At 26.7% G+C, this 24,583-nt stretch carries 23 protein-coding genes; all 23 read right to left on the bottom strand.

Annotated elements, in window-relative coordinates; all coding sequences use genetic code 11:
• Positions 1-30 precede the first annotated feature (30 nt).
• Positions 31-483, bottom strand: a complete 453-nt coding sequence (gene fabZ / locus B8063_RS00255; protein ID WP_075521618.1) for a 3-hydroxyacyl-ACP dehydratase FabZ — start codon at positions 481-483, stop codon at positions 31-33.
• Entirely contained in the window at positions 480-1,460 is a 981-nt protein-coding gene (gene lpxD, locus B8063_RS00260) for a UDP-3-O-(3-hydroxymyristoyl)glucosamine N-acyltransferase (protein ID WP_085068390.1), read from the bottom strand. Before lpxD ends, fabZ begins: the two co-directional genes overlap by 4 nt.
• Positions 1,453-1,974 (bottom strand): OmpH family outer membrane protein, encoded by a 522-nt coding sequence (locus tag B8063_RS00265; protein WP_085068392.1) that lies wholly within the window; start codon positions 1,972-1,974, stop codon positions 1,453-1,455. Before B8063_RS00265 ends, lpxD begins: the two co-directional genes overlap by 8 nt.
• On the bottom strand, positions 1,975-4,224 hold the full coding sequence (bamA, locus tag B8063_RS00270; RefSeq protein ID WP_085068394.1) for an outer membrane protein assembly factor BamA: 2,250 nt from the start codon (positions 4,222-4,224) through the stop codon (positions 1,975-1,977). It lies immediately after the preceding gene.
• Positions 4,205-5,380, bottom strand: a complete 1,176-nt coding sequence (locus B8063_RS00275; protein WP_232311397.1) for a 1-deoxy-D-xylulose-5-phosphate reductoisomerase — start codon at positions 5,378-5,380, stop codon at positions 4,205-4,207. Before B8063_RS00275 ends, bamA begins: the two co-directional genes overlap by 20 nt.
• On the bottom strand, positions 5,377-6,021 hold the full coding sequence (locus tag B8063_RS00280; protein ID WP_085068396.1) for a phosphatidate cytidylyltransferase: 645 nt from the start codon (positions 6,019-6,021) through the stop codon (positions 5,377-5,379). Before B8063_RS00280 ends, B8063_RS00275 begins: the two co-directional genes overlap by 4 nt.
• A complete protein-coding gene (uppS, locus tag B8063_RS00285) occupies positions 6,018-6,695 on the bottom strand; it encodes a polyprenyl diphosphate synthase (RefSeq protein ID WP_085068398.1) in 678 nt (225 codons plus the stop codon). The genes B8063_RS00280 and uppS overlap by 4 nt, the downstream gene beginning before the upstream one ends.
• Positions 6,692-7,243 carry a ribosome recycling factor gene (gene frr, locus B8063_RS00290; RefSeq protein WP_085068400.1) on the bottom strand — a complete coding sequence of 184 codons (552 nt, stop codon included), beginning with the start codon at positions 7,241-7,243 and terminating at the stop codon, positions 6,692-6,694. The genes uppS and frr overlap by 4 nt, the downstream gene beginning before the upstream one ends.
• Entirely contained in the window at positions 7,243-8,094 is an 852-nt protein-coding gene (gene tsf, locus B8063_RS00295) for a translation elongation factor Ts (protein ID WP_085068402.1), read from the bottom strand. The genes frr and tsf overlap by 1 nt, the downstream gene beginning before the upstream one ends.
• Before the next feature lie 23 nt (positions 8,095-8,117).
• The gene (rpsB, locus tag B8063_RS00300; RefSeq protein WP_085068404.1) at positions 8,118-8,894 is read right to left on the bottom strand and encodes a 30S ribosomal protein S2; all 777 of its coding nucleotides are present in this window, start codon (positions 8,892-8,894) and stop codon (positions 8,118-8,120) included.
• Positions 8,895-9,019: 125 nt separating this feature from the next.
• Positions 9,020-12,430: a DNA polymerase III subunit alpha gene (gene dnaE / locus B8063_RS00305; RefSeq protein ID WP_085068406.1), complete on the bottom strand. Its 3,411-nt coding sequence runs from the start codon at positions 12,428-12,430 to the stop codon at positions 9,020-9,022.
• Positions 12,414-13,100: an ABC transporter ATP-binding protein gene (locus B8063_RS00310; RefSeq protein WP_085068408.1), complete on the bottom strand. Its 687-nt coding sequence runs from the start codon at positions 13,098-13,100 to the stop codon at positions 12,414-12,416. Before B8063_RS00310 ends, dnaE begins: the two co-directional genes overlap by 17 nt.
• Positions 13,093-14,322 (bottom strand): FtsX-like permease family protein, encoded by a 1,230-nt coding sequence (locus B8063_RS00315; RefSeq protein ID WP_085068410.1) that lies wholly within the window; start codon positions 14,320-14,322, stop codon positions 13,093-13,095. The genes B8063_RS00310 and B8063_RS00315 overlap by 8 nt, the downstream gene beginning before the upstream one ends.
• A complete protein-coding gene (gene proS, locus B8063_RS00320) occupies positions 14,319-15,647 on the bottom strand; it encodes a proline--tRNA ligase (RefSeq protein WP_085068412.1) in 1,329 nt (442 codons plus the stop codon). The genes B8063_RS00315 and proS overlap by 4 nt, the downstream gene beginning before the upstream one ends.
• Positions 15,647-15,892 (bottom strand): DUF1467 family protein, encoded by a 246-nt coding sequence (locus B8063_RS00325; RefSeq protein ID WP_075521605.1) that lies wholly within the window; start codon positions 15,890-15,892, stop codon positions 15,647-15,649. Before B8063_RS00325 ends, proS begins: the two co-directional genes overlap by 1 nt.
• On the bottom strand, positions 15,893-17,551 hold the full coding sequence (locus tag B8063_RS00330; protein WP_085068414.1) for a ribonuclease J: 1,659 nt from the start codon (positions 17,549-17,551) through the stop codon (positions 15,893-15,895).
• Between the two features lie 5 nt (positions 17,552-17,556).
• Positions 17,557-18,303 carry a type III pantothenate kinase gene (locus tag B8063_RS00335; protein WP_085068416.1) on the bottom strand — a complete coding sequence of 249 codons (747 nt, stop codon included), beginning with the start codon at positions 18,301-18,303 and terminating at the stop codon, positions 17,557-17,559.
• Entirely contained in the window at positions 18,303-18,824 is a 522-nt protein-coding gene (locus tag B8063_RS00340; RefSeq protein WP_085068418.1) for a biotin--[acetyl-CoA-carboxylase] ligase, read from the bottom strand. The genes B8063_RS00335 and B8063_RS00340 overlap by 1 nt, the downstream gene beginning before the upstream one ends.
• Positions 18,824-20,239: an NADH-quinone oxidoreductase subunit NuoN gene (gene nuoN, locus B8063_RS00345; RefSeq protein ID WP_085068420.1), complete on the bottom strand. Its 1,416-nt coding sequence runs from the start codon at positions 20,237-20,239 to the stop codon at positions 18,824-18,826. The genes B8063_RS00340 and nuoN overlap by 1 nt, the downstream gene beginning before the upstream one ends.
• On the bottom strand, positions 20,239-21,732 hold the full coding sequence (locus tag B8063_RS00350) for an NADH-quinone oxidoreductase subunit M (protein WP_085068422.1): 1,494 nt from the start codon (positions 21,730-21,732) through the stop codon (positions 20,239-20,241). The genes nuoN and B8063_RS00350 overlap by 1 nt, the downstream gene beginning before the upstream one ends.
• Entirely contained in the window at positions 21,732-23,645 is a 1,914-nt protein-coding gene (gene nuoL / locus B8063_RS00355; RefSeq protein WP_085068425.1) for an NADH-quinone oxidoreductase subunit L, read from the bottom strand. Before nuoL ends, B8063_RS00350 begins: the two co-directional genes overlap by 1 nt.
• Before the next feature lies 1 nt (position 23,646).
• On the bottom strand, positions 23,647-23,958 hold the full coding sequence (gene nuoK / locus B8063_RS00360; protein ID WP_075521598.1) for an NADH-quinone oxidoreductase subunit NuoK: 312 nt from the start codon (positions 23,956-23,958) through the stop codon (positions 23,647-23,649).
• Positions 23,951-24,583, bottom strand: coding sequence for an NADH-quinone oxidoreductase subunit J (locus B8063_RS00365; protein WP_085068427.1), 633 nt, complete (start codon positions 24,581-24,583; stop codon positions 23,951-23,953). The genes nuoK and B8063_RS00365 overlap by 8 nt, the downstream gene beginning before the upstream one ends.

The raw sequence follows: 24,583 nt of genomic DNA on the forward strand, positions 1-24,583 counted from the left end.
TTATTTATACCTATCAACTATTGCTACTGTTTATTTCTTCCTATCAACAATTGTTGCAGCCCATTGTGCATCTGCCATTTTATTACCATCAACAAAAGCTTCGCCTTGATATTTCCAAACCCTTCCATGAGATCTTATAGCCTCAATATTTAATTCAAGCTTACAATCTGGGATAACTGGACTTCTAAATCTAGCCTTATCAACAGTCATTAAAAAAACTAGTTTATTTTCATATGTTGATTTATCTATGCCTGCAGCTGTAAGAGCTGCTGCGGCTTGTCCAAATGCCTCTACAATTAAAACACCTGGCATTACTGGTTCTCCTGGAAAATGACCTTGGACAAAAAAACTATCTTTTTTTACGTTTACAATTGCTGTAGCAGATTTTAATTTTTTTATATTTATTAATTCATCTATTAGAAGCATGGGCTCTCTATGAGGTAATAAATTTTTAATATCTTCTTTATTTAATTTATCTGTCATTTTTTATTTTCTTTTAAAAATAATTTAATGTCTTTTGCTGGATAGCCCATAACTTTTGTATTGTCAGGTATATTTTTAATAACACCGCTACCCCCTCCTATTTGCACATTATTACCAATTTTTAGATGTCCAGATATACCAGCTTGACCACCTATTAAAACATTATCACCAATTTCAGAGCTTCCAGCAAAACCAACCTGTCCAGCTATTATGCAATTTTTTCCAATTTTTACATTATGAGCGATATGAACTTGATTATCTAAAAATGTATTTTCTCCAATAATTGTGTTCCCTAATGAACCTCTATCGATTGTATTATTTGAACCAATTTCTGCATTATCTTTTATTATAACCATACCTATATGGGGATATCTTAAATTTTTACCTTTTTTTGGAAAAAAACCAAAACCTTTTTTACCAATAACTGCACCATCTAAAATATTTACATTATTTCCTATAATAGATTTCTTTAAAATTACATTGGAACCAATAGAACAATTTTTTCCAATAATAACATTGTCCTCTATTATAGTATTATGACCTATGTAGGTATTAGCACCTATTTTAACGTTTGTTCCAATTATTACATTTGATCCAAAAAAAATATTTTTTGTTTTAAAAAATTTATTTTTATTAGATTTTCTATTAATAAAGTTATCATTCAGTGAATTAGGATAAAAAAGCTCTGTTATTTTTGCAACATCAACAAGAACATTATTTACAACAAGAAGATTTTTTCCTGGAAGATATTTTTTAAATGCTGATGATGTAATTATAAAATTTGATTTAATTTTTGGAATAAGTTTCAAATACTTCGCAGAATGTAAAAATGTCAAATCATTTTTTGATGCATTATCTATGGTTTTAATATCACTTAAAAAAATATTATTACTAGTAATATTTTTTATTTTTAAAGCTTTACAAACTTTTTTAAGTGATATTTTGTTAACTTTTTTGTAAAAAATATTTTTATTCATTAAAGTTTATTTCTTTAATTGAACTATCTAGCTCTAAAAGAATTGGAAGAGTTATATCAAGTTTTTTTTTTCCTAAGATTACTATTTTTTTTGGAAGAACCATGTTAATTGAATTTTTTTCAACATATTCTGAAATTATTGGGTTTAAAATTTCTAGTAATTTGTTTGTATATTTAATTTTACTATCATCTAAAGACTTATTAAAGTTTTTTCTTTCAAGTTTATAATTATTAATTCTAATTTTAATTTTTTCAACTTCTTCATTATAAATTTTTTTATTCAATATATTTTTTTTTGAAATTAGATTATTTTCATCATCTTTAATTTTATTTTCAATTTCTTTAAAATAATTAGATTTTTTTTGCTCAATATTATTTATAAAAGTATTTATTGATTTGCCTGAAATAGAATTGTTTATAATGTAACTTAAGTCTATATAAGCTATTTTTTCATCAGAAATAGCAATGTTTGATTGAAAAAAAAATATTAGAATAATATACAAATATAGTCTCATTTAAAACGAAGTTCCTATTTGAAATCTAAATGATTCTGTTTCATCTGAATTAGCATCAGTAATTGGAATTGCATAAGAAAAAGAAAGCGGGCCTATAGCAGTAAACCAATCTACAGCTACACCAGTTGAGGATCTAATTTTATCTGAATCCAAAGAATCATCATAATCAACATGCCACAAGTTTGCAGCATCAACAAATAAATTTAAATCAAGATTCTCAAATTCATTAAAGAATTTCGGGAACGATGATGTAAAATTAAAAGCCGCTCCGTAATTACCACCAATATATTGGGTTCCATCTTTAGGACCTATTTTACCTGATTCAAAACCTCTTAATCGACTTGAAGGTATATAAACTCGTTTTGAAACACGGACATCACCATCAATGGAGTTTACAGCCTTCAAATATAATTTTCCAGCTATTAAAAAATTGTCTGTTATCGAGTGATATTTAGACGCCGTTAGTGTATTCTCAAAAGAGTTGTCGTCAGAATATATAGGAACTGACTGACTAAATTTAGTAAAAAAACCATCAGTTGGTTGAAAATTTTGATTAAGTTTATTTAAAGTTATTGAATACACAAATAAATTTTCAAAATAATCACCTTCTTGTTTTTTTTTTATTTCAGTAGCCTTATCTGATGTTACCAATTTTTCATAATAATTTGATACATCTAAGTTTATAAAAATATCCTCATATTGCTCAAAACCAGTACCTAAACTTAAACCTGTTCTTGTAGTTTTATATCCGCTAGAGTTCATAAAATCAGATGTAGTACTCTCAATTGTGGTTTTTAATAATCTGTCAGAATTTTTAAAATTAGGATTAATTACACTAAATTTTCCCCTTACTTCATCATCGGATAAGGCAAAATTGGTGTCTAAAGTTATGCCTTTGCCAAGATAATTTTTTTCTTTTAAACCTACTGAAAATGAAGATCCTCCCGTACCAGTTCCAATACCCGCAAAAATCTCTCCTGTTGGCTTTTCTTCCACAATTAAATTTATAATTTTATTTTTTTTATTTTTAGACTTGGAAATTTCACTTTTAACACTTTTGAATATACCTTTTGATTTTATATTACTTATTGATTTATTAAATAGTATTTTATTGTAAGGATCGCCTTCATCAACAATTAACGAATTTCTAATAACTTTTTCTTCAGTAATAAAATTTCCGAAAATATTAATTTTATCAACATAAGATTTTTCTAATTGTTCTATATTAAAATTAATAATAATTTCATTTTCATTTACAATTTTTTCTTCATATTTTGCATCAATAAAAATGAATTCTTTTTGAAGTGCAATCTTGTCTATTTTTTTTTTTATATCATTAATAGCTTTTATTGAATATTGTTTACCTTTTAAATCGCTAAAAGTTTTATTTAAATCTAAAAAATTATGATTTATATAATCATTCGATATATTTAGATTAAAATCTTTGAAGAAATACTTCTTCCCAGTATCTATAGAAAATATTAATTTGAAATCTCTATTGTTTTTTACCAGTGCATATGACGATTTAATTTTAACATTGAAATATCCTTTATTTTTATAGAATAACTCAAGTAATTTTATATCTGTTGAAATTCTGTTTGGATCCATAAATTTATTTTTTGTTATAAATTTCCATGGACGAGTTTCTTCTGATAAAATTATCTTAATAAGTTTTCTCGTATTAAAAATTTTATCTCCAATAAACTTTATTTCGTTAATTTTAGCTCGTTCACCTAAATTAAAATTATAAATTAGATTTATTGAATTATTATTATTATCGATAATTTGAGTCTGTATATCCGCGAAATAAAAACCATTGATTCTTACAATATTATTTAATTGATTTTTTTGGTTAATAATTTTAGAATTTATAAACGGATATTTTTCTGACTTTCTTGTAATTTTTTCTAATTGTTTTAATATAGACTTATTTTTAATTCCATTAATCTTGATTTCTTGTATAATTGGATTTTCTTTAACTGATATTTCTAAAACTCCATTTTTAAAATTTATTTTCAAATCTTTAAAATAATCGGTTTTAAAAAGATTTTTAAAGGTATTATTGATAATGTTTGTATCTATATCGTCTCCAATAGTTAAATTTGAAAACAAAATTATTGTTTCATCAGCTAATCTTTCATTACCGAAAATTTCAATTTTTTTGAGTATTTCTGCATGCGTAGAGCCAAAAGATAAATTTAAAAGTGTAAAAAATACTAAAAATTTAATTTTATTTGAAAATTTTTTCATTTTTTTTTAAATAAGCTTTCACTTTATCGGCCATAATATATATGTCATTAGTATTTTTTGGAAATTCATTATAATATTTTGTAAATGAGTAGTAATTTATAAATTTTAATAATAATTTTTGCATCTTAAGAAAACTTATTTTTTTGTTCAGAAATAACCTAACAAGTTCATCATTTATAGTAACCAATATTGTCTCAAAATAAGTATTTTTAAAAATATATTTATTTAAAATATTTATATATGGAAATTTTTTAGTATCAGGTTTAATAAAATTTATACCATTTAGGCTTTTAAAATTAATATCCGTTTTTCTATAAAAGTATTCCTTTGTATTTTTAAAAATAATATTAAATATTGGAATTTCCATACTCGTTTCATGTATCAAAACCTTTATCAAACCATTTTTAAAAACCACGATAGCATGAACAATTGATTTAGGATGAACGATTATTTTAATTGTTTGTTTTTTTAAATTAAAAATTTTTGAAGCCTCTATAACTTCGAAAACTTTGTTCATCATTGAAGCGGAGTCAGTCGATATTTTTTTTCCCATAGACCAATTTGGATGATTTATGACTTTTTTAATATTTATATTCTTTAAATTCTTACTTGGGCTATTTAATAAAGGACCGCCGGATGCAGTTAAATAAATTTTTGAGATCAAATCTTTATCATTGTTAATTAATGACCAAACTGAAAAATGTTCAGAATCAATAGGTATAAAATTTGTTTTATATTTTTTAGCTTTACTTTGGATAAATTTCCATCCACAAATTATAGATTCTTTATTTGCACTAGCAAGATTTTTGGTAAAGGGTATAATCTCAATAGTCGGCATTAACCCTTCTAATCCAGAGATACCGACAATTACTAAATCTATTTTTTTTTTATTTTTTTTTAAATACTCTGAAACATTAGGAAAAATATTAATTTTTTTATTTTTAAAGTATTCTTTAGATTTTAAAAAATATTTATAATCTGTAATGATTAAATTTTTTACATTAAATAATTTTGATTGTTTATATAGTTTTTTATAATTTTTATTTGAAGATAAACATACAATCTTAATTTCTGATTTATATTTTTTAATAACATTTAGAGTTGATTTACCAATAGAGCCTGTTGATCCTAATATTAATATTTTTTTTATTTTCATATAAATATAAAATGAAAATTTATACTAATTGGTATTGCAAATATAATTCCATCGACTCTATCCAATATACCTCCATGACCTGGCAAAAAATAGCCGGTGTCTTTTACATTTGCTCTTCTCTTAATGTAAGATACAAATAAGTCACCTATCTGTGAAATTGTAGAGACAAATAAAGCAACAAAAATAAAATTCAATGGATAATTAAATTGATAATAAAAATAAATAAAAGTGATTAATGTAAATAGATACGATCCAATTAAACCAGAATAAGTTTTATTTGGACTAATTTTAGTTAATTTTTTTCCTTGAAATAATTTTCCAATAAAATAACCACCCAAATCAGTTGATATACAAATACTAAGAAAAAAAATAAATAATAATTTATTACCTGAATTACTAATAATAAAAAAAAATATTTGAGATAAAAAAATAGTCAGATATGTCACACACAATAAATAAAAACAAAAATAAAAAATTTTATTTTTATAAATATTTTTCAATAAATTATTTACTTCAGTTAATGCAATAAAAGTAATCGCAATAAATAATAAAAATAAAATTAGATTATTTGTTAATGAAATGTAAATGATGATAAAGAGAATAACACCCGTAAAACATCTTTTTAAAAAATTAAATTTCATATAGCGCCAAATTTTCTTTGAATTTTATCATACTTATTAAGGACTTTATAAAAATCAATCTGTTTGAAATCTGGCCACAATTTTTTAACAAAAAAAATTTCACTGTATTGTAATTGCCACAATAAGAAATTGCTTAGTCTATTTGTATTACCAGTTCTAATTAAAATATCAGGATCAGGAATATTTTTTGTGTACAAATTTTGATTTATTAGTTTTTCTGATATTTTATATTTTTTTTTTTTAATTTTATTAATGGCTCTAATTATTTCATTTCTCGATCCATAATTTAATGCAACATTAATTTGTAATCTTTTATTTTTTTTTGTTAAAAGTTCTGTGTATTTTAATTTGTCAACTAATTTTCTTGGTATTTTGTTATGATCACCTAATATTTTTATTTTTATATTCTCTTTATTTAAATTTTTTAATTCTTTATCAATATAATTTTCTAAAATCTTGAATAAAAAAAAAATTTCATTTTTTGGCCTTTTCCAGTTCTCTGTTGAAAAAGTGTATAATGTTAAAAACTTTAATTTTTTTTTTATTGATGCCTTTATTATATCTTCGACAGTTTTTATTCCCTGAAGATGTCCATAATTTCTTGTTTTATTTTTTTTTAAACCCCATCTTCCATTGCCATCCATTATTATGGCTACATGTTTAGGTTTTATCATATTGTCATTATATCTTTTTCTTTAGATATGACTTTGTCATCAATTAATTTTATATTTTTATCTGTAAAATCTTGTATTATTTTTTCATTTTTTTTTACTTCGTCTTCTGAAATTTCTTTATTTTTAAGCAATTTTTTTAAATCATCATTTGCCTCTCTTCTAATATTTCTAATAGAAACTTTACATTTTTCCCCCATTGATTTGACTATTTTCTTCATTTCTGTTCGTCTTTCTTCACTTAAATCAGGTACAGGTAATCTAATTAATTGACCATCAATTTGAGGATTTAGCCCAAGTTCAGATTTTTTAATAGCCGCATCAATAAGATTTACATTATTTAAATCCCAAACTTGTATATTGATAGTTCTTGGCTCGGGTGTTGTTATACTAGCTAACTGATTAATTGGCATTTGTTGTCCATAAACATCCACTTTGACTAGATCAAGCATACTTGCATTCGCTCTTCCAGTTCTTAAGGATGATAATTCTTTGCTAAAAACATCTAGAGTTTTAGTCATTTTCTCATCGTATTGAGATATATTGAACATTATTCTCCTATTTTTATTCTAGTAAACTCTTTTATTTTTAAGTTTGGTATATTTATTTCGGTTAAAATATCTTTAACTTTTTTCTTGGGCTCTATTACCCAATCTTGTGTCATTAAACTATTTTCTTCTTTAAATTTATTAATTTTACCTAAACTTATTTTTTTTGCAATTTCTTCAGGTTTACCTGATTTTTTTAACTCCTCTGCAATTAATTCTTGCTCTTTTTGAATTACATCCTCTTTTATTTCATCAGAGTTTAAAGCAATCGGATTTAATGCTGCAATATGCATTGAGAGTTGTTTTCCAAAAGTTTTTATTTGATCACTATCTTCAGAAGTTTCAATAGAAACTACAACTCCTAATTTTGAAACATTATCTTTTATAACTGAATGTTGATAAATGAAATTTTGTGAATTTGAATTTTCTATTGTAGATGTTTTACCAATTGTAATTTTTTCACCTATTTTAGCAATTAGAGCGACTAAATTTTCCTCTACAGTTTTTCCATTAGCCATAGCTGATTTATTTAATTTATCTTTATCTGATGAGCATTGATTATTTATTTCACTCAATTCTTTTACAAAATTTAGGAAATCATCATTTTTTGCAACAAAGTCAGTTTCACAATTGACCTCAATAAGTGAAGTTTTTTTGGAGTCACCACTTACCACTATAACTCCTTCTTTGGCATCTCTTGACATTTTTTTTGATGCTTTTGCAATACCTTTAACTCTTAGGATTTCAGCAGCTTTTTCTAAATCACCGCTAGACTCTTTTAACGCAGCATTGCAATCTTTAAATCCTGCACCTGTTGATTGTCTCAATTTTTTTATATTTTCGATATCACTCATTTTTTTACTTTTTTGTTAAATTATTAATTTAGTATTATATTTTTATTTTCTTTTGACGATTTTTCACCAATATCAATTTTTTTTGCTTCAGATTTAGGTTCTGCTTCTATTGGCAAATCCTTTTTTGCATTGTTGATAGTTTCTTTTAATAAATTGCAATAAAGGTCAATCGATCTTCTTGCATCGTCATTTCCTGGAATTGGAAAATCAATGCCATCAGGGTTGGAATTTGTATCTAAGATTGCTACAATTGGAATACCTAGCTTTATAGACTCTTTAATTGCAAGCGACTCATAATTTGTATCTATAATAAAAACAAGATCAGGAACTTTTTTCATTTCAGCTATTCCACCTAAAGATCGTTGCAATTTATCTCTTTGACCACTCATCTTTAAAAGTTCTTTTTTAGTAAAACCTCTATTTTCTGATGAAAGATCTAAATTAATTTTATTTAATTTTTTAATTGAATTAGAGATAGTTCCCCAGTTAGTTAACATGCCGCCAAGCCATCTATAATTTACGTAATATTGATCAGTATCTTTAGCTAATTCTGCAATAGCTTCTGAAGCCTGTTTCTTTGTCGATATAAAAAGTATTTTTCCACCATTTGAAATTGTTGAATACACTTTTTCCAATGCAACATTGGTTAATTCTAATGTTTGTGTTAAATCAATTATATGTATTGAATCTCTTTTTCCAAAAATGTATTTTTTCATTTTTGGATTCCATCTTAATGTTTTATGGCCAAGATGAACGCCAGCTTCTAATAGTTGTTCTATTGTTAGATTAGGTATTTTCATATTTATTCCCGGTTATGCCACCACAATTATTGCCCCAAAGGGACCGGAGGTATAAAACCAAAAATTGTGTGCGTGTTAATTTGAGAAGTAATTACAAGCTTAAAATATAATTTCAAGAATTATTTTTAATCTAGTATTAAATTTTCTTTGATTTTTAGTGAATTTAGCTGTTTAAAGTCAATTTTCCTTTTATCTTTTAAATCAAAAACTAATTTATTTTGTTTATCCTGTAATTCGAATTTAATTGATGTTTTGGCTTCATCTTTTTTCAGGTATTTAATTTTCTCCAGTTCAGATAAATCATTAAATTTAAGTTTCAATAAATCAATTGGTTTATTAATTACTTCTTTTAATGTAATAATTTTTTTAACATTAATTTTTTTTTGTGTTTTTTTTTCATCGATATAATTTTTCATTAAAGTCAACATTAGAGAATTTCCCTCTGTTAAAACTTCACGGTTAATTTCAAAAATATCAGAAAAAACAAATAATTCAAAAACACTATTCAAGTCTGAAAATTTAATTATTGCATAAGATGTTCCTTTTTGTGTTTTTTTTTCTTGGGTTTTTAAAACCGTGCAAGCAATATTGGAACTTAATAAATTTTCATCATTTTGGAAATTATCATAACTTATAATGTTGTATTGATCGAATATAGATTTATATTGATTTAAAGGATGATCAGAAATGTAAAAACCTAATGTCTCAAACTCTTTTGTAAGTCTTATATCAATATTCCAATCTTCAATATCATCAAGAATATTTTCTTCATTACTTAGTTTATCGTCAAATAAATCAAATTGATTAGCCTGTTTATTTTCAAAATTATTTTTTGATTTTAATATAATGTTTGGAATAGAATTATAAATTGATTGTCTATTATTATTTAAATTATCAAAAGCACCTGCTCTAACTAAACCTTCTAACTGAAGTTTGTTTATATCCTTAGGATCAACTCTTTTTATAAAATCAGATAAGTTTTTATACTCTCCATTGGTTTCTCTTTCTTTAACTATATTTGAAATTGCTTCATAACCAACGTTTTTGATTGCGCCAAGCGCATAAAAAAACTTTTTACCATTTGATGTGAAATCTGAAAAACATTTATTTATATCTGGTCTAACAATTTCAATATTTAATCTTTTTAATTCTTCGTAAAATTCACTTAATTTTTTTTGATTTGATAATTCCATTGACATTGATGCTGCAAAAAACTCATGGGAATAATATGTTTTTAAATATGCTGTTTGGTAGGCAATTACCGCATATGCTGCTGCGTGACTTTTGTTAAACCCATATTCGGCGAAAGGTTCTATTTTTAGAAAAATGCCTGCAGCAATGTCTTTACTTATGCCATTTTTAAATGCTCCTTCTACAAATCTTTGTTTTTGTTTTTCAAGCTCAGCTCTTTTCTTTTTTCCCATTGCTCGTCTTAAAATATCTGCTTCACCAGCTGTAAAACCAGATAAAGCTTGTGCTATTTGCATAACTTGTTCTTGATAAATTATTACTCCGTAAGTGGGTTTTAAAATTTCTTCTAATTTTGGATGAAGATAGTCAGGTTCTTTTAGTCCATGTTTGCAATCATTATAGATTGGTATGTTGCTCATTGGTCCTGGCCTATAAAGAGCAACTAAGGCAATAATATCTTCTAATCTATTTGGCTTCATATGAATTAAAGCATCTTTCATACCTGAGCTTTCAAGCTGAAATAGCCCAACCGTTTTTCCACTAGATAATAAATCGTATACTTTTTGATCTTCGTAATTAATTTTATCTATTTTAAAATTTGGATCTTTTTCATTAACTAGTTTTTGCGTTTTATCTATTACTGTTAAAGTTTTTAAACCTAAAAAATCAAATTTTACTAATCCAGCATTTTCTGCGGAATACATGTCAAATTGTGTAGAAGGTAATAGTAAGTCTGATGCAGAATCTTTATATAATGGTGTAGTTTCAGTTAATTTTTTATCTGCTATAACAACGCCAGCTGCATGCGTTGCAACGTTTCTATTCAAGCCTTCTAATTTTAGTGATAATTCTATAAGTCTACTAACTCTCTTATCATCCTGTATTAATTTTTGAAGTCTTGGCTCGACATTAATACATTCCTGTAAATTTAATGGTCTTGAGGGATCAAACGGAATCATTTTACAAATGCTATCTATAAAACCATAGGGTAATCCTAATACTCTACCTACATCTCTGATGACCATCCTTGCTTTTAATTTACCAAAAGTAATTATATGAGCTACGCTATTAGAATATTTTGTTGTTAAGTATTCAAAGACTAGATCTCTTTTTTCCTCACAAAAATCTATATCAAAATCTGGCATTGAAATTCTATCTGGATTTAAAAATCTCTCAAAAATCAAATTAAACTTAATTGGGTCGATATCTGTAATTGAAAGACACCAGGCAACTAAAGAACCTGCTCCAGACCCTCTACCTGGTCCAACTGGAATATTATTATTTTTTGCCCATTTAATATAATCTGAAACTATTAAAAAATAACCAGAATAATTCATTTTGGTTATAATGCTAATTTCATGATCTAATCTTATTTTATATTTTTTATAATCATCATTAGTATTAAATTCAGTTTCATTTATATTGAAAATTTTTTCAAATTTTTCTTTAAGACCATTTAAGGATTCATTTAGTAGTGCTTCATTTGTATCAATATTATTATCTGAAATATTTGGCAAAATTGGCTTTGAAGGCAATGGTCTATAATTACATCTGTAAGGAAGATTAAAATTATTTTCAAGTGCCTCTGGAAGATCTTTGAACAATTCTATCATTTCATCAGAACTTTTTAAGTAATGATTATTAGAAAGCCTATTTCTATTAACATCATTGACATATGTTTTTTGTCCAATACACATTAAAGCTTCATGAGCTTCATGCATTGATTTATCAATATAAAAAACTTCGTTAGAGGCAATGATTGGTAAATTCAAATTTTTAGATTGCTCTAAATTATAACTTTCAAATTGTTTTTCATTAGCATCATTGTGTCTTTGTATTTCTATATAAAAATTGTCAGCAAAGTTTTCTGAAAGAGCTTTATAAACACTGCTTAATTCCTCCAACAACCCTTTGTTAAAAAGATTTCCTGATAATGAGTTAATTGATCCTGAGAGGATGATAATACCTTCATTAAAATGTATTAAATCTTCAAATTTACAATGTGGATCATTTAAAGAGTCATTTTCTAGATAAGATTTTGAAGATAATTCTATTATGTTTTTATAGCCAATATAATTTTTAGCTATTAAAGGAATTAATCCATAATAATCTTTATATTTAAAGTTTATTTGAGTGCCTATTATTGGCTGGGTACCAACAGACGATATGCTCTCAGAAAATTCTAGGGCTCCAAATAAATTTGCTGTGTCAGATATTCCTAAGGATTGTACTTTGTTTGATTTACAATATTCTTTTAACAAGTCTATTTTAGCGGCACCTTCACAAATAGAATATTGTGTATGTATTTTGAAATGATTAAATATTTTGCTAATCGACTCTTGCATTGGTAAGTTTTATCTTACCATTTATCATTTGCAATTTACAATCTGCCATATTTGCAAAATATCTATTATGAGTTGCAAAAATTATAACTCGATTTTTATTTTTTAAGTTAAATAAAATTTTAAATATTTGTTTAGCATTATCAAAATCTAAGCTTCCCGTTGGTTCATCTGCTAATATTATTTCGGGTTCATTAATTAAAGCTCTAGATATAGCAACTCTCTGAATCTCTCCACCTGATAACTCCGATGGATAATGATTTAATCTTGAGGTTAAATTAACTTTTTTACAAATTTTTTTAGCTTCCTCAATAGAGTTTTTTTTGTCATTAGTTAATAATAATTTTGGTAAATAAATATTTTCTAAAGCAGTAAAATCATTTAACAGATTTTTATCCTGATAAATTATCCCAATTTTTTCAGATCTAATTTTATCATTTTGCACTTTTTCTGAAAAATCAATTTTTTTACTTAAAATTTCAATCGACCCTGAATTTGGTTGATCAATTAAAGACAGTAAATTCAAAAATGTTGATTTGCCTGAGCCGGAAGGACCAACTAAGGAATAAATTTTACCTTTTTCAAAAGTAAAACTAATGTCATTTAAAACTTTTATATTGGTGTGTGAGAAATATTTTTTTCCAATATTTTTTAATACAATTGATTTACTCATATTTTAAAGTTTTGACTGCATCCAATTTAGCTGCCTGTATTGCAGGAAAAATTGATACAATTACTGTTGAGATAATTGAGCAAAAAGAAATTAAAATAATAGATTGAGGATCAATTTCAGATGGCATTTTACTTAAAAAATAAATTTCTTCTGGAAATAAAGTGATATTAAAAATTTCGCTAATAAAATTTCGGATATTTTCTATATAAATCGAGAATAGAGTACCAATCATAACACCAAAGACAGTAGCGGAGGTGCCAATTATAAAACCAATCATGAAAAATATTTTTTTTATTGAAGAATTTTGAACTCCTATAGATTTTAATATACCTATATCTCTTGTTTTATTTTTAACTAAAATTGTTAAGCCAGATATAATATTGAATGCCGCAACAATAATTATTAGTGATAAAATAATAAACATCACATTCCTTTCAACTTTTAAAGCAGTAAATAATGAAGAATTCAAATCAGCCCAAGTATAAACATATTCTCCATCGTATATATTTGATAATTTATTTTTAAGGCTATCTACTTGATGAGGGTTTTTAAAATAAAATTCTAAAAATCTTTGATTTTCATTTTTATCAAATAAATCCTCTAATGTTTTAAGGTTTATATAAGCAACATTTTCATTATAATCAGATAAACCACTGTCATATATTGATGTAATCTTAAATACTTCCTGTTTAGGAAGATTTCCAACTAAAGTTTGCACACCTACTGGCGACATTATTGTTATTTTATCACCAATATCTAAATTAAAATTAATACTTAAATCTTTTCCGATTGATATTTCATTTTCATTTAATGTTTTTAATCCAAAAAAATTTTCATTTTGTAAAACATTAAGTTTGGTAAAATCTTGGGACAAAAAACCTTTTAATAAAACGCCTTTGGTTGAGTTTTTATTAATTATAACAGCCTCACCATCGTTGCTTAAAATTATGTTATCTACTTCTTCAGAAATATTTTTGGTTGTTTCAAAATCAATATTTAACTTTTTATCGTAAGATTTAACAACTGCATGTGCATTGAAACCAACTATTTTGTTTATTAATTCAGTTCTAAATCCATTCATTACCGACATGACTATAATTAAAACAGCCACACCTAATGTGATGCCTATAAATGAAAAAATTGAGATTAAATTTAAAAAACTATCTTTTTTCCTACTTTTAAGAAATCTAAAGATTATTTCTTTTTCTAACTTATTTATCAATTTGATTTTGCTTTTTTTATTTGAGTAATTATTTCTTCAATTTTCAAATTTTGTGTTTCTTTTCCAACTTCTCTAAATTCAAAAGTATCTCCTTCTGATTTTTTTCCCAATATCAATTGAAATGGGATTCCAATCAAATTAAATTTTTTTATCTTTGCTGAAATATTTTCGTCAGTATCATCAACAATGGTATCTATATTATTTTTATTCAAATGTTCTAAAATTTTATTTGATTTTTCTAAATTAGAATTATCATTTTTATTTATCATTGGTAATATTGCACAGTCATATGGAGCTACTGAAATTGGCCATTTCATAATTTCATCTTTATCATCATATTTTGCCTCAATTATGGCACCTACTAATCTTGATACACCTATTCCATAAGATCCCATTTTAACAAATTCTTTTTTTCCATTGAAATCAACTGCTGCATTCATTGGCTTGGAATATTTATCTCCAAAATAAAATATGTGCCCTACTTCAATCCCTTTGGTATTAATTCTCTGGTTTTCTGATACTTTTTTTTCAAACTCCTCTTTGTCAAATTTTTCATCTGTCACTGCATAGTATTTTTCATACTCTCCTCTTAATGTATTTAATGAATTTTTTTCAATTTTAGTAATTTCACTATCAACTTCAAAAATTCTTTTATCTGTATAAATTTTACTCTCACCTGTTTCGGCTAATATAATAAATTCATGCGATAAATTTCCACCAATGGGTCCAGTATCTGCCGCCATTGGTATAGCTGATAAGTTCAATCTTTTAAACGTTTTTAGATAGGAAAGAAAAAATTTGTTGTAAGAAAATAATGCATCATCATCTGTCAAATCAAATGAGTAAGCATCTTTCATATAAAACTCTCTGCATCTCATGATTCCAAATCTTGGACGTAGTTCATCTCTAAATTTCCATTGAATATGATAGAGTAGTTGTGGAAGAGATTTGTATGATTTAATGCTAGACCTAAAAATTTCAGTAACTAGTTCTTCATTTGTAGGTCCGTAAAGCATTTCTCTATTCTGACGATCTTTGATACGTAACATTTCTTCACCATAATCATCGTAACGACCACTTTCCTTCCAGATATCTGATGATTGAATTGTTGGCATTAATATTTCTTGTACACCAACCCTATCTTGTTCTTCTCTCACAATTTGTTCAATTTTTTTCATCACTTTAAAACCCAATGGTAACCATGAGTAAATTCCAGCAGAAGACTGTTTAATCATTCCTACTCTCAGCATTAATTGATGAGATTTTATTTTAGCCTCTGTGGGATTATTTTTAAGAATTGGAATAAATAATTTTGAAAAATACATTAGTTGATAAAGTTTCTTAAATTAAAATATTCATACTTTACTAATAAATAAATGATTATAAATATAATTGATGTAATCAAAGTAGAATAACCAATTTTTTTTAAAATTTTAGGATTTTCGGGAGCTCCTGGGTCAACACCCTCTATATTTTCTTTTTTTTCCCTATTTACATCAATTGGCAGTATTGCGAAAAATACAATCCACCATAGACAAACAAAAACTACTAATGATCCTGTAATACTCAACTAAATCCTCACTAAATTTATATTTGTGAGGGGTCTTTTGCCAGTTTTTTCTTTTGTATATTTTCTACAAGTTGATTTTAAAGCTTCAATAAGATTTATTTCCTGTTTTTTATTATTCATTGAAAATGTTTTTGTAGTTTTTTCAATTTCTTCCTCTAGACCGTATTGAAATTCTTCTTTTTCATAAATAGGTAAACCTTTGAAAGTTAATAAAGGCTTGTTATGAATATTTCCCTTCGGAGTAATTAAAATTGTTGCCTGAACAAAACCATTTGCTGATAAATTTTTTCTTTCTTTAATTGATTGTGCGTCTTCTTCAACACTAATATTACCATCAACATACAACTTTCCACTTGGGGCTTTATCGTAAACCTCTGGTTTTTCACCCGGATATAGTCTTACAATATCTCCATTTTCTACTTTAACTGGGTAAGGAACTTGCATTTCTTTTGCAAAGTGTATGTGTTCTATCATGTGTCTATGTTCGCCGTGCACCGGGATTACAGACTTAGGTTTAATCCAATTATACATATCTTTTAAATCTTCTCTATTTGGATGACCTGATACATGTATAAATTCACTATCCTCGGAAATGACTTCTATACCCTCTTTAACTAACTGATTGTGTAATTTATATAATTTTTTTTCATTACCTGGAATTATCTTTGATGAAAAAATAACTGCATCTCCCCTCTCTATAAATACGTCAGGATGAATATAATTAGCTATTCTAGTCATGGCACCCATAGGTTCTCCTTGACTACCTGTGCACAAGTAAACAATTTTTTCTCTTGATATATTTTTTACATCTCTAGAATCTAGGGGTTCAATTACGTTATGTAAATACCCACATTGTCTTGCAGCTTTATAAATTCTATGCATTGATCTTCCAACTAAAGCAATTTGCCTTCCAGTCTTTTCTGCACAATAAAACGCAGTCTCCATTCTTGCTACATTTGAGGCGAATGAAGTAATAATAATTCGCTTATCAAGTCTTTCCATTACTTTCAGCATATTTTTTCTTACATCTAATTCTGAGCCTGCTCTCCCAGCGCTAAACACATTTGTTGAGTCACAAATCATAGCGAGAACACCTTCTTTGCCGATTTCTTTTAATCTATTTGAGTTTATATTTTCACCAATCAGCGGGTCAGGATCACATTTCCAGTCACCTGTATGAAGTATATTTCCTACAGGAGTTTCTATTTTTAGACCGTTTGGCTCAAGAATTGAGTGAGTCAAGGTTACAAACTCAATTTTAAATGGATCAAGATTTAATGTACTGTTTAATTGAACAATTTTTAAATATCCTGAAATATCTATTTTTTTCTCTTTAAATTTTTCATTAATTAGAACCGCTGTAAATGGTGTTGCAAAAATTTTACATTTTAGCTTTGGCCAAATATGCGCTATAGCCCCTATGTGATCTTCGTGTGCATGTGTCAGAACTATCCCGAGTAAATCATCTCTTTTATCCACAATAAAACCAGGGTCGGGATATATCAAGTCTACACCAGGTACAGTATCATCTGCAAATGTAACACCTATATCAACAATTATCCATTTTTGGTTATCTGCTTTACCATAAGCAAAGAGGTTCATATTCATTCCGATCTCTCCAGATCCACCTAAAGGACAAAAAATTAATTCTTCTTTCATTTTTATTACTTAATTAAATCTGATGCTTTCAATAAACCATTTATTGTTAAATCTTTGTCTAGTTTAACTTTTCCATTTATTGAATTTTTAAATAAGTGAGACAAACCACCAGTTAAAACAATTATAAACTTTTTTCGAGTTTGTTTAATAATCAATTTAATTATATTGTCAATTAAACCGTTATAACCAAGATAAAAACCAGAATAAATTGCAGAAGATGTGTTTTTTCCTATAACATTTTTAATTTTTTTTAAATTTATTTTAGGAATTAAGGAGGCTTTATTAGTTAAATTATCAAGTGACAATTTAACGCCTGGAGCAATAACCCCTCCAATATAATTTTTATTAATTACTATATCAAAAGTTGTTGCTGTTCCAAAATCTATAATTATAAAATTTTTATCAGTTTCTAAAACTGATATTGCATTTGCAAGTCTATCAGATCCTACTTGATTTTTTTTTACTTTAATTTTGATTAATTTCTCAATTTTTATTTTTTTTAATTCATAACATTTTTTATTAGAAATTTGTTCAAAATATTTTTTTATTTTTATAAATTTATTTGGGACCACTGAGCAAAATAAAATTTTATCTATACTTTTTAAATATTTTTTTAAGAAACTGAAATGAAAGTTTAATTTATTAAAATTTAATAAAAGTGGATTAATCCTCTTTTTCAAAATTAATTTTTTATAATTACTGTATAAAGAAATCTTTATATCTGTGTTACCAATATCGCCTAATAAAATCATTATATAAAATTTTCAATTTTTTTCTCAAAGTTTCTTTGCAACTCTTTAATTAGTTCTAATTTTTTAATATTTTTTTTACTATATTTATTAAGATATGATGTACAATAATTAGGTATAATCGGGCTATTATTTAAATTAATCCCAATTCCAATAATTATGTACTTTATATTGTTTTTAAAAATTATTTCCTGCAGTATTCCACAAATTTTTGATTGATTTATTAATATATCATTTGGAAGTTTAATATTTATCTTTTCATTTATATGTTTTTTAATAACTTTTTTAACTACATTTAAATTGATTTTAGTTATATTTTTTATAGATAGGTTTTTTTTTATAGGAAAAAAAATAGATAAAAAAATATTTCCATAATTTGATATCCACCTATTTGTCCCCTGGCCTCTTCCTTTAAATTGCCTTTCTGAGGTTACTACACCAAATTTTATATTCTGATTAATTAATCTTATCGCTGTAGAATTTGTACTTTTAACTTTTTTAAACGGAAATATTTTCAATTTCATTAAATAATATTTATTTTTGAAACTATCTTGGTTAAACCGCTAGGATAAATAAAATATGCTAAAATAAATATTGTCGATACAGCCAATGTAAGCTTTAATCCAAAATGATGATCTGTTTCAAATTTTTCTTTTTCTTTATCAAAATATATAATTTTTATAATTCTTAAGTAGTAAAAAGCAGCTATGACAGTAGACAGTAATCCTACAATCGCTAAAAAATACATTTTTTGTTCAATTACAGCCATAAATACATAAAATTTTGCAAAAAAACCCGCAAGTGGTGGTATGCCTGCGAGTGAAAATAATATTATTAGTAATGAAAATGATAACAATGGATGATTTTTGGAAAGACCAGATAAATCCTCAATGCTTTCATAATACTCATTGTTTCTTCGCAGCATGAACATGCAGCTAAAGAAAGCTAAATTCATAACTAGGTAAATTGCAATATAGCTTATAGATGCTTGTATTCCCTGATTTGTTCCAGCAGCTAAACCAGTTAAAGCGTATCCCATATGCCCTATTGAGCTGTAAGCTATCAGCCGTTTTAGATTTTTTTGCCCTATTGCAGCTACAGCTCCAAAAATCATAGATGCAATAGATAAAAATATAATAATCATTTGCCATTGGTCGTTCATTGCAGCAAATGGAACATACAAAAATCTTATAAAAACAGATAGAGCTGCAATTTTTGGCAATACAGCAAAAAATGTTGTTACTGAAGTAGGGGATCCTTGGTAAACATCTGGAGCCCACATGTGAAATGGAACTGCAGAAATTTTAAATGCTAATCCAACTAATATAAAAACAATACCAAAAGTAATTCCATATTGACCTGAGCTTGAATTATCTAAAATGATATTAAAATTTGTAGATCCTGAGAAACCATATATTAATGAACAACCATAGAGTAACAAACCTGATGACAGAGCACTAAGTACAAAATATTTAAGACCAGACTCTGTAGATAGAAGATTTTCTCTATTAAAAGATGCAAGTACATATAGCGCTAAAGATTGTAATTCAAGACCCATATAAAATACAATTAAATCGTTTGAACTGATCATTACCATCATTCCTAAAATAGAACTTAATATTAAAATTGGATATTCCATTTTGTTAATATTATTAATTTCAATATATTTTGAGGAAGTAAGCATCACAAAAACCCCAGACCCAATGGTCAATAATTTCATGAATGTTGCCAAACTATCAACTTTGTAACTATTATTAAAAATTGATAAATCTGAAACTTGGTAAAGATTTAATAATAAAGCAAACAGTATAATCAAACTAAGAGTTGTTAAATTATATATTAATTTTGAGCTATTATTTTTAAAAACCCCAAATAGAAGCAAGAACATTATTGTTAGTGATAAAAATATTTCAGGTAAGATTATTTCTAAATTTTCCATTATTTCTTTGCAATACTTTGTGTTAAATTTGTATTATAGTTATCTATCAAACTGGATACAGATGTTTCAATTGAATTTATTAATGGCTCTGGATAAAATCCAAAAAATATAATTGGTATTGCTAATAAAAGAAGAATTAATAACTCAAATTTTTTTAGATCTTTCATACTTTTAATTTCTTCATGAATTATTTCGCCAAAAACAACTCTTTTGTACATCCAAAGTATGTATGCTGCTCCCAAAATAACACCTAAACTTGCAATAGTTGCAACTAGAAAACTTTTTTTGAATGTGCCCATTAGAATTAGAAATTCACCAATAAATCCACTTGTCCCTGGAAGTCCTAGAGAACCTAGGGCAAATATCATAAATACGATACCATATTTTGGCATCACAGTTACTAACCCACCATATTTTTTTATCAATCTTGTATGATTTCTATCATAAACAACACCAACGCTTAAGAATAGAGCTGCCGATACCAATCCATGACTGATCATTTGAAATATACTGCCCTCAATGCCTTGTTGAGTCATGGTAAAAATTCCAAGTGTTACAAAACCCATATGCGCAACTGAAGAATAAGCAATCAACTTTTTCATATCTTCCTGCATTAGAGCAACTAAAGATGTGTAAATAATTGCAATCAAACTTAATGCAAAGACAAGTGGCACAAAATATTCAGAGGCTATTGGAAATAATCCAACAGAAAATCTTATAAATCCATACCCAGCCATTTTTAGTAATATTGCTGCAAGCAAAACAGATCCAGCAGTTGGTGCCTCAACATGAGCATCTGGCAACCAAGTGTGCACCGGCCACATAGGTGTTTTTACTGCAAATGAACTAAAGAAAGCCAACCATAAAAGTTTTTGATATTGTTCTCCAATTCCAATTTCATACAACTTTTCAACATCAGTTGTTCCAGATATCCAATAAATAGATATTATTGCAATCAACATTAAAACTGAACCTAGCAAGGTATATAAAAAGAATTTGAAGGCTGAATAAACTCTTCTTTCACCACCCCAGATACCGATAATTAGGAACATAGGTATTAAGCCACCTTCAAAAAATAAATAGAAAATTATCAAATCGAGGGAGCAGAAAACTCCAATCATTAGAGTTTCCATTATAAGGATTGCTATTAAAAAATCTTTTAAACGGTGTTTAATTGTTGAAATTACAGAAATTATACAAATTGGTGTTATAAAAGTTGTAAGTAAAATAAATAAAATTGAAATTCCATCAACTCCCACTTTATAGTTAATAAAACCAGATAACCATTCTCTATTTTCCACAAATTGAAAATTAATAGAAGATTTATCAAAAATTAACCAAAGATATATTGAGAGAATAAAGTTAGCTAATGATATGAATAATGCAACATATTTACTGCTTTGATATTTACTATTTGATGATTTCGTAAATAAAATAAATAGAGCACCAATTGTTGGTAATATTATCAAAGATGAAATGATTGGAAAGTCCATTATACTAAGATTAATAAAGTTAATAAAACTGAGAAACCAAGAAGCATTATAAATGCATATTGATAGATATATCCACTTTGAAATTTAACAGCTCTAGCTGAAAAATTTTTTATAACTTTAGATATTCCATCAGGGCCAAACCTATCAATAACTGACCCGTCAATTTGTTTCCATAAAAACTTTCCAATTCTTTTCGACGGATTTACAAAAATAAAGTCATAAAGTTCATCGAAATACCATTTCTTTTGTAAAAAAATATAAAGTGGTTTATTTATTTTAACAATTTCATCTACGACAGACAAATTTCTTACAAATAGATAAAATGATAATGGTATTGATATGACAACTAAAGATGGTGTTAAAAATAAAAACCAATTAGGTGGATGATCTGTACTTAATGGTTCAAGAAATTTAATTGAACTATTCCAAAATGCATAAGATAATTCTTTCCCAATAAATAGATCTTTAAATAGCATACCAGCAAAAATTGCACCAATTGCAAGAACAATAAGTGGTATAAGCATTGTTGGTGGTGACTCATGCATACTATCAATATTTATTTCTGAATTATTATAAGTGCCATGAAAAGTTTTAAAAATTAGTCTCCATGAATATATTGATGTTAAAAAAGCTGTGAAAATTCCAATGTAGGCTGCATACGTTCCAACATTGTTTCCACTTAAATATGCAAATTCAATAATTGCATCTTTTGAGTAAAATCCTGATAACAAAGGAAACCCAGTGAGCGCTAGGGTTCCAATTAACATTAAGCTATATGTGTAAGGTAGTTTTTTCCAGACACCTCCCATTAAATTAATATTTTGCTCATCTTTAAACGAATGAATTACAGAACCAGAGCCTAAAAATAAAAGCGCTTTAAAAAAAGCATGAGTGAATAAATGAAACATTGCAACATTATATGCCCCAACACCTGCCGCAAAAAACATATACCCTAATTGACTGCAAGTTGAATATGCAATAATTTTTTTAATATCTGTCTGAACTAAAGCAACACTCGCAGCAAAAATTGCTGTTACCATTCCAATAATTGTTACAACAGATAAAGCTAATTCGGAGTATTCGTAAATTGGTGAACATCTTACAACCAAAAATACTCCAGCTGTTACCATCGTTGCAGCATGAATAAGTGCTGATACGGGTGTAGGACCTTCCATTGCATCTGGTAGCCATGTATGAAGTAAAAATTGTGCAGATTTACCCATTGCACCAACGAATAAAAGTAAACAAATTAAGTCTACAGAATTGATATTAAAACCAAGAAAATTTAATTTTTTATCTAATATATTTGGGATTTGTTGAAAAACTTCATTGTAGTTAACAGTACCAAATAAATAAAAAATTAAAAAAATACCTAAAGCAAATCCAAAATCCCCAACTCGGTTTACGATAAATGCCTTAATCGCCGCTTTATTTGCACTTTCTTTTTTAAACCAGAATCCGATTAAAAAGTATGAACATAATCCAACACCTTCCCAGCCAAAAAACAATTGTATAAAATTATCAGATGTAACAAGAGTTAACATTGCAAATGTGAATAATGATAAATAAGACATGAAACGTGACTTATGTGGATCATGAGACATGTAGCCAATTGAATATATATGGACTATAGCTGAGACCAATGTAACAACGACAAGCATAACTGCAGAAAGTGGATCAATATTTACTGACCAATTTACATTAAGACTTCCTGAATTTATCCATTTAGCAATAATTAAGTTTTCTGAGTATCCTGTAGCTATAACATTATACAAAACGATGATTGATAAAAAAGCTGATATGGAAACAAACAAACTTGTAACTAATTGGGATGCTTTATCTCCAATAAATTTTCCAAAAAATCCAGATATTATTGATGCAGCGAGTGGTAAAAATAAAATATAATATCCCATTTCATCCTTTTAAACTGTCAATCTCTTCAACTCTAATTGTTCCAGAATTCCTATAATAAATTACTATAATTGCTAATCCTATGGCAGCCTCAGCTGCAGCTACTGTTAATATAAATAGTGTAAATACTTGACCACTGAGATCATTAATAAAAATAGAAAAGGAGACCAAGTTTATATTTACAGATAACAAAATTAACTCAATACTCATAAGAATAACAATAACGTTTTTTCTATTTAAAAAAATACCTACTACCCCAATAGTAAATATAATGGCAGCAAGAGTTAAATAATGACCAAGACCAATACTAAGCATCTATTTTAACTCCCTTTTTTGTTTCTACATCTATCAATTCAACACCCTCGTTTCTTTCTCTGGAAATTTGTCTTAAATAGCTTTGTGTTTTTAAGCCAGATCTTTTTCTAAAAGTGAGGACAATTGCTCCAATCATAGCAACTAAAAGAACCATTCCTGATAATTGAAATAAGTGCACGTAATCAGTATAAATAACATTACCTAATGACTGGGTATTTGTTAAATTTAAATTCAGATTTATGTTAATAGAATCTTGAAGTTCAGCTTTATACTTCCATCCACCAACGACAATCAATAATTCTGAAAAAATAACTAAACTTACTAAGAGACCTATAGGTATATGAGAGCTGCTATCACTTGCAACAAACCATTCATTTTTCTGCTGAGCAACATTCAACATCATTACTACAAAAAGAAATAACACCGCAACAGCTCCCACATAAACAATTAACATTATCATTCCCAAAAATTCTGCTCCTATCATAATAAAAAGACATGATATGCTTATGAAATCTAAAATTAAAAAAAAAACTGAGTGAACTGTATTTCTTGAAGCTGTTACCATTATTGCAGAGACAATTGCAATAAATGAAAAAATATAAAAAACAACTGCGTGTGCTATCAT

The organism is Candidatus Pelagibacter sp. RS40 (assembly GCF_002101295.1).
Taxonomy (GTDB): Bacteria; Pseudomonadota; Alphaproteobacteria; order Pelagibacterales; family Pelagibacteraceae; genus Pelagibacter.

What these genes read in the sequence shown, in the direction of transcription:
- B8063_RS00330 (WP_085068414.1), bottom strand. Translation starts at nt 17,551, where the DNA reads ATGAAAGAAGAATTAATTTTTTGTCCTTTAGGTGGATCTGGAGAGATC.
- bamA (WP_085068394.1), bottom strand. Translation starts at nt 4,224, where the DNA reads ATGAAAAAATTTTCAAATAAAATTAAATTTTTAGTATTTTTTACACTT.
- B8063_RS00335 (WP_085068416.1), bottom strand. Translation starts at nt 18,303, where the DNA reads ATGATTTTATTAGGCGATATTGGTAACACAGATATAAAGATTTCTTTA.
- B8063_RS00350 (WP_085068422.1), bottom strand. Translation starts at nt 21,732, where the DNA reads ATGGACTTTCCAATCATTTCATCTTTGATAATATTACCAACAATTGGT.
- rpsB (WP_085068404.1), bottom strand. Translation starts at nt 8,894, where the DNA reads ATGAAAATACCTAATCTAACAATAGAACAACTATTAGAAGCTGGCGTT.
- nuoL (WP_085068425.1), bottom strand. Translation starts at nt 23,645, where the DNA reads ATGGGATATTATATTTTATTTTTACCACTCGCTGCATCAATAATATCT.
- B8063_RS00365 (WP_085068427.1), bottom strand. Translation starts at nt 24,583, where the DNA reads ATGATAGCACACGCAGTTGTTTTTTATATTTTTTCATTTATTGCAATT.
- B8063_RS00265 (WP_085068392.1), bottom strand. Translation starts at nt 1,974, where the DNA reads ATGAGACTATATTTGTATATTATTCTAATATTTTTTTTTCAATCAAAC.
- uppS (WP_085068398.1), bottom strand. Translation starts at nt 6,695, where the DNA reads ATGATAAAACCTAAACATGTAGCCATAATAATGGATGGCAATGGAAGA.
- tsf (WP_085068402.1), bottom strand. Translation starts at nt 8,094, where the DNA reads ATGAGTGATATCGAAAATATAAAAAAATTGAGACAATCAACAGGTGCA.
- proS (WP_085068412.1), bottom strand. Translation starts at nt 15,647, where the DNA reads ATGTATTTTTCAAAATTATTTATTCCAATTCTTAAAAATAATCCCACA.
- B8063_RS00340 (WP_085068418.1), bottom strand. Translation starts at nt 18,824, where the DNA reads ATGAAATTGAAAATATTTCCGTTTAAAAAAGTTAAAAGTACAAATTCT.
- B8063_RS00280 (WP_085068396.1), bottom strand. Translation starts at nt 6,021, where the DNA reads ATGAAATTTAATTTTTTAAAAAGATGTTTTACGGGTGTTATTCTCTTT.
- frr (WP_085068400.1), bottom strand. Translation starts at nt 7,243, where the DNA reads ATGTTCAATATATCTCAATACGATGAGAAAATGACTAAAACTCTAGAT.
- B8063_RS00275 (WP_232311397.1), bottom strand. Translation starts at nt 5,380, where the DNA reads ATGAAAATAAAAAAAATATTAATATTAGGATCAACAGGCTCTATTGGT.
- nuoN (WP_085068420.1), bottom strand. Translation starts at nt 20,239, where the DNA reads ATGGAAAATTTAGAAATAATCTTACCTGAAATATTTTTATCACTAACA.
- nuoK (WP_075521598.1), bottom strand. Translation starts at nt 23,958, where the DNA reads ATGCTTAGTATTGGTCTTGGTCATTATTTAACTCTTGCTGCCATTATA.
- dnaE (WP_085068406.1), bottom strand. Translation starts at nt 12,430, where the DNA reads ATGCAAGAGTCGATTAGCAAAATATTTAATCATTTCAAAATACATACA.
- fabZ (WP_075521618.1), bottom strand. Translation starts at nt 483, where the DNA reads ATGACAGATAAATTAAATAAAGAAGATATTAAAAATTTATTACCTCAT.
- B8063_RS00310 (WP_085068408.1), bottom strand. Translation starts at nt 13,100, where the DNA reads ATGAGTAAATCAATTGTATTAAAAAATATTGGAAAAAAATATTTCTCA.
- lpxD (WP_085068390.1), bottom strand. Translation starts at nt 1,460, where the DNA reads ATGAATAAAAATATTTTTTACAAAAAAGTTAACAAAATATCACTTAAA.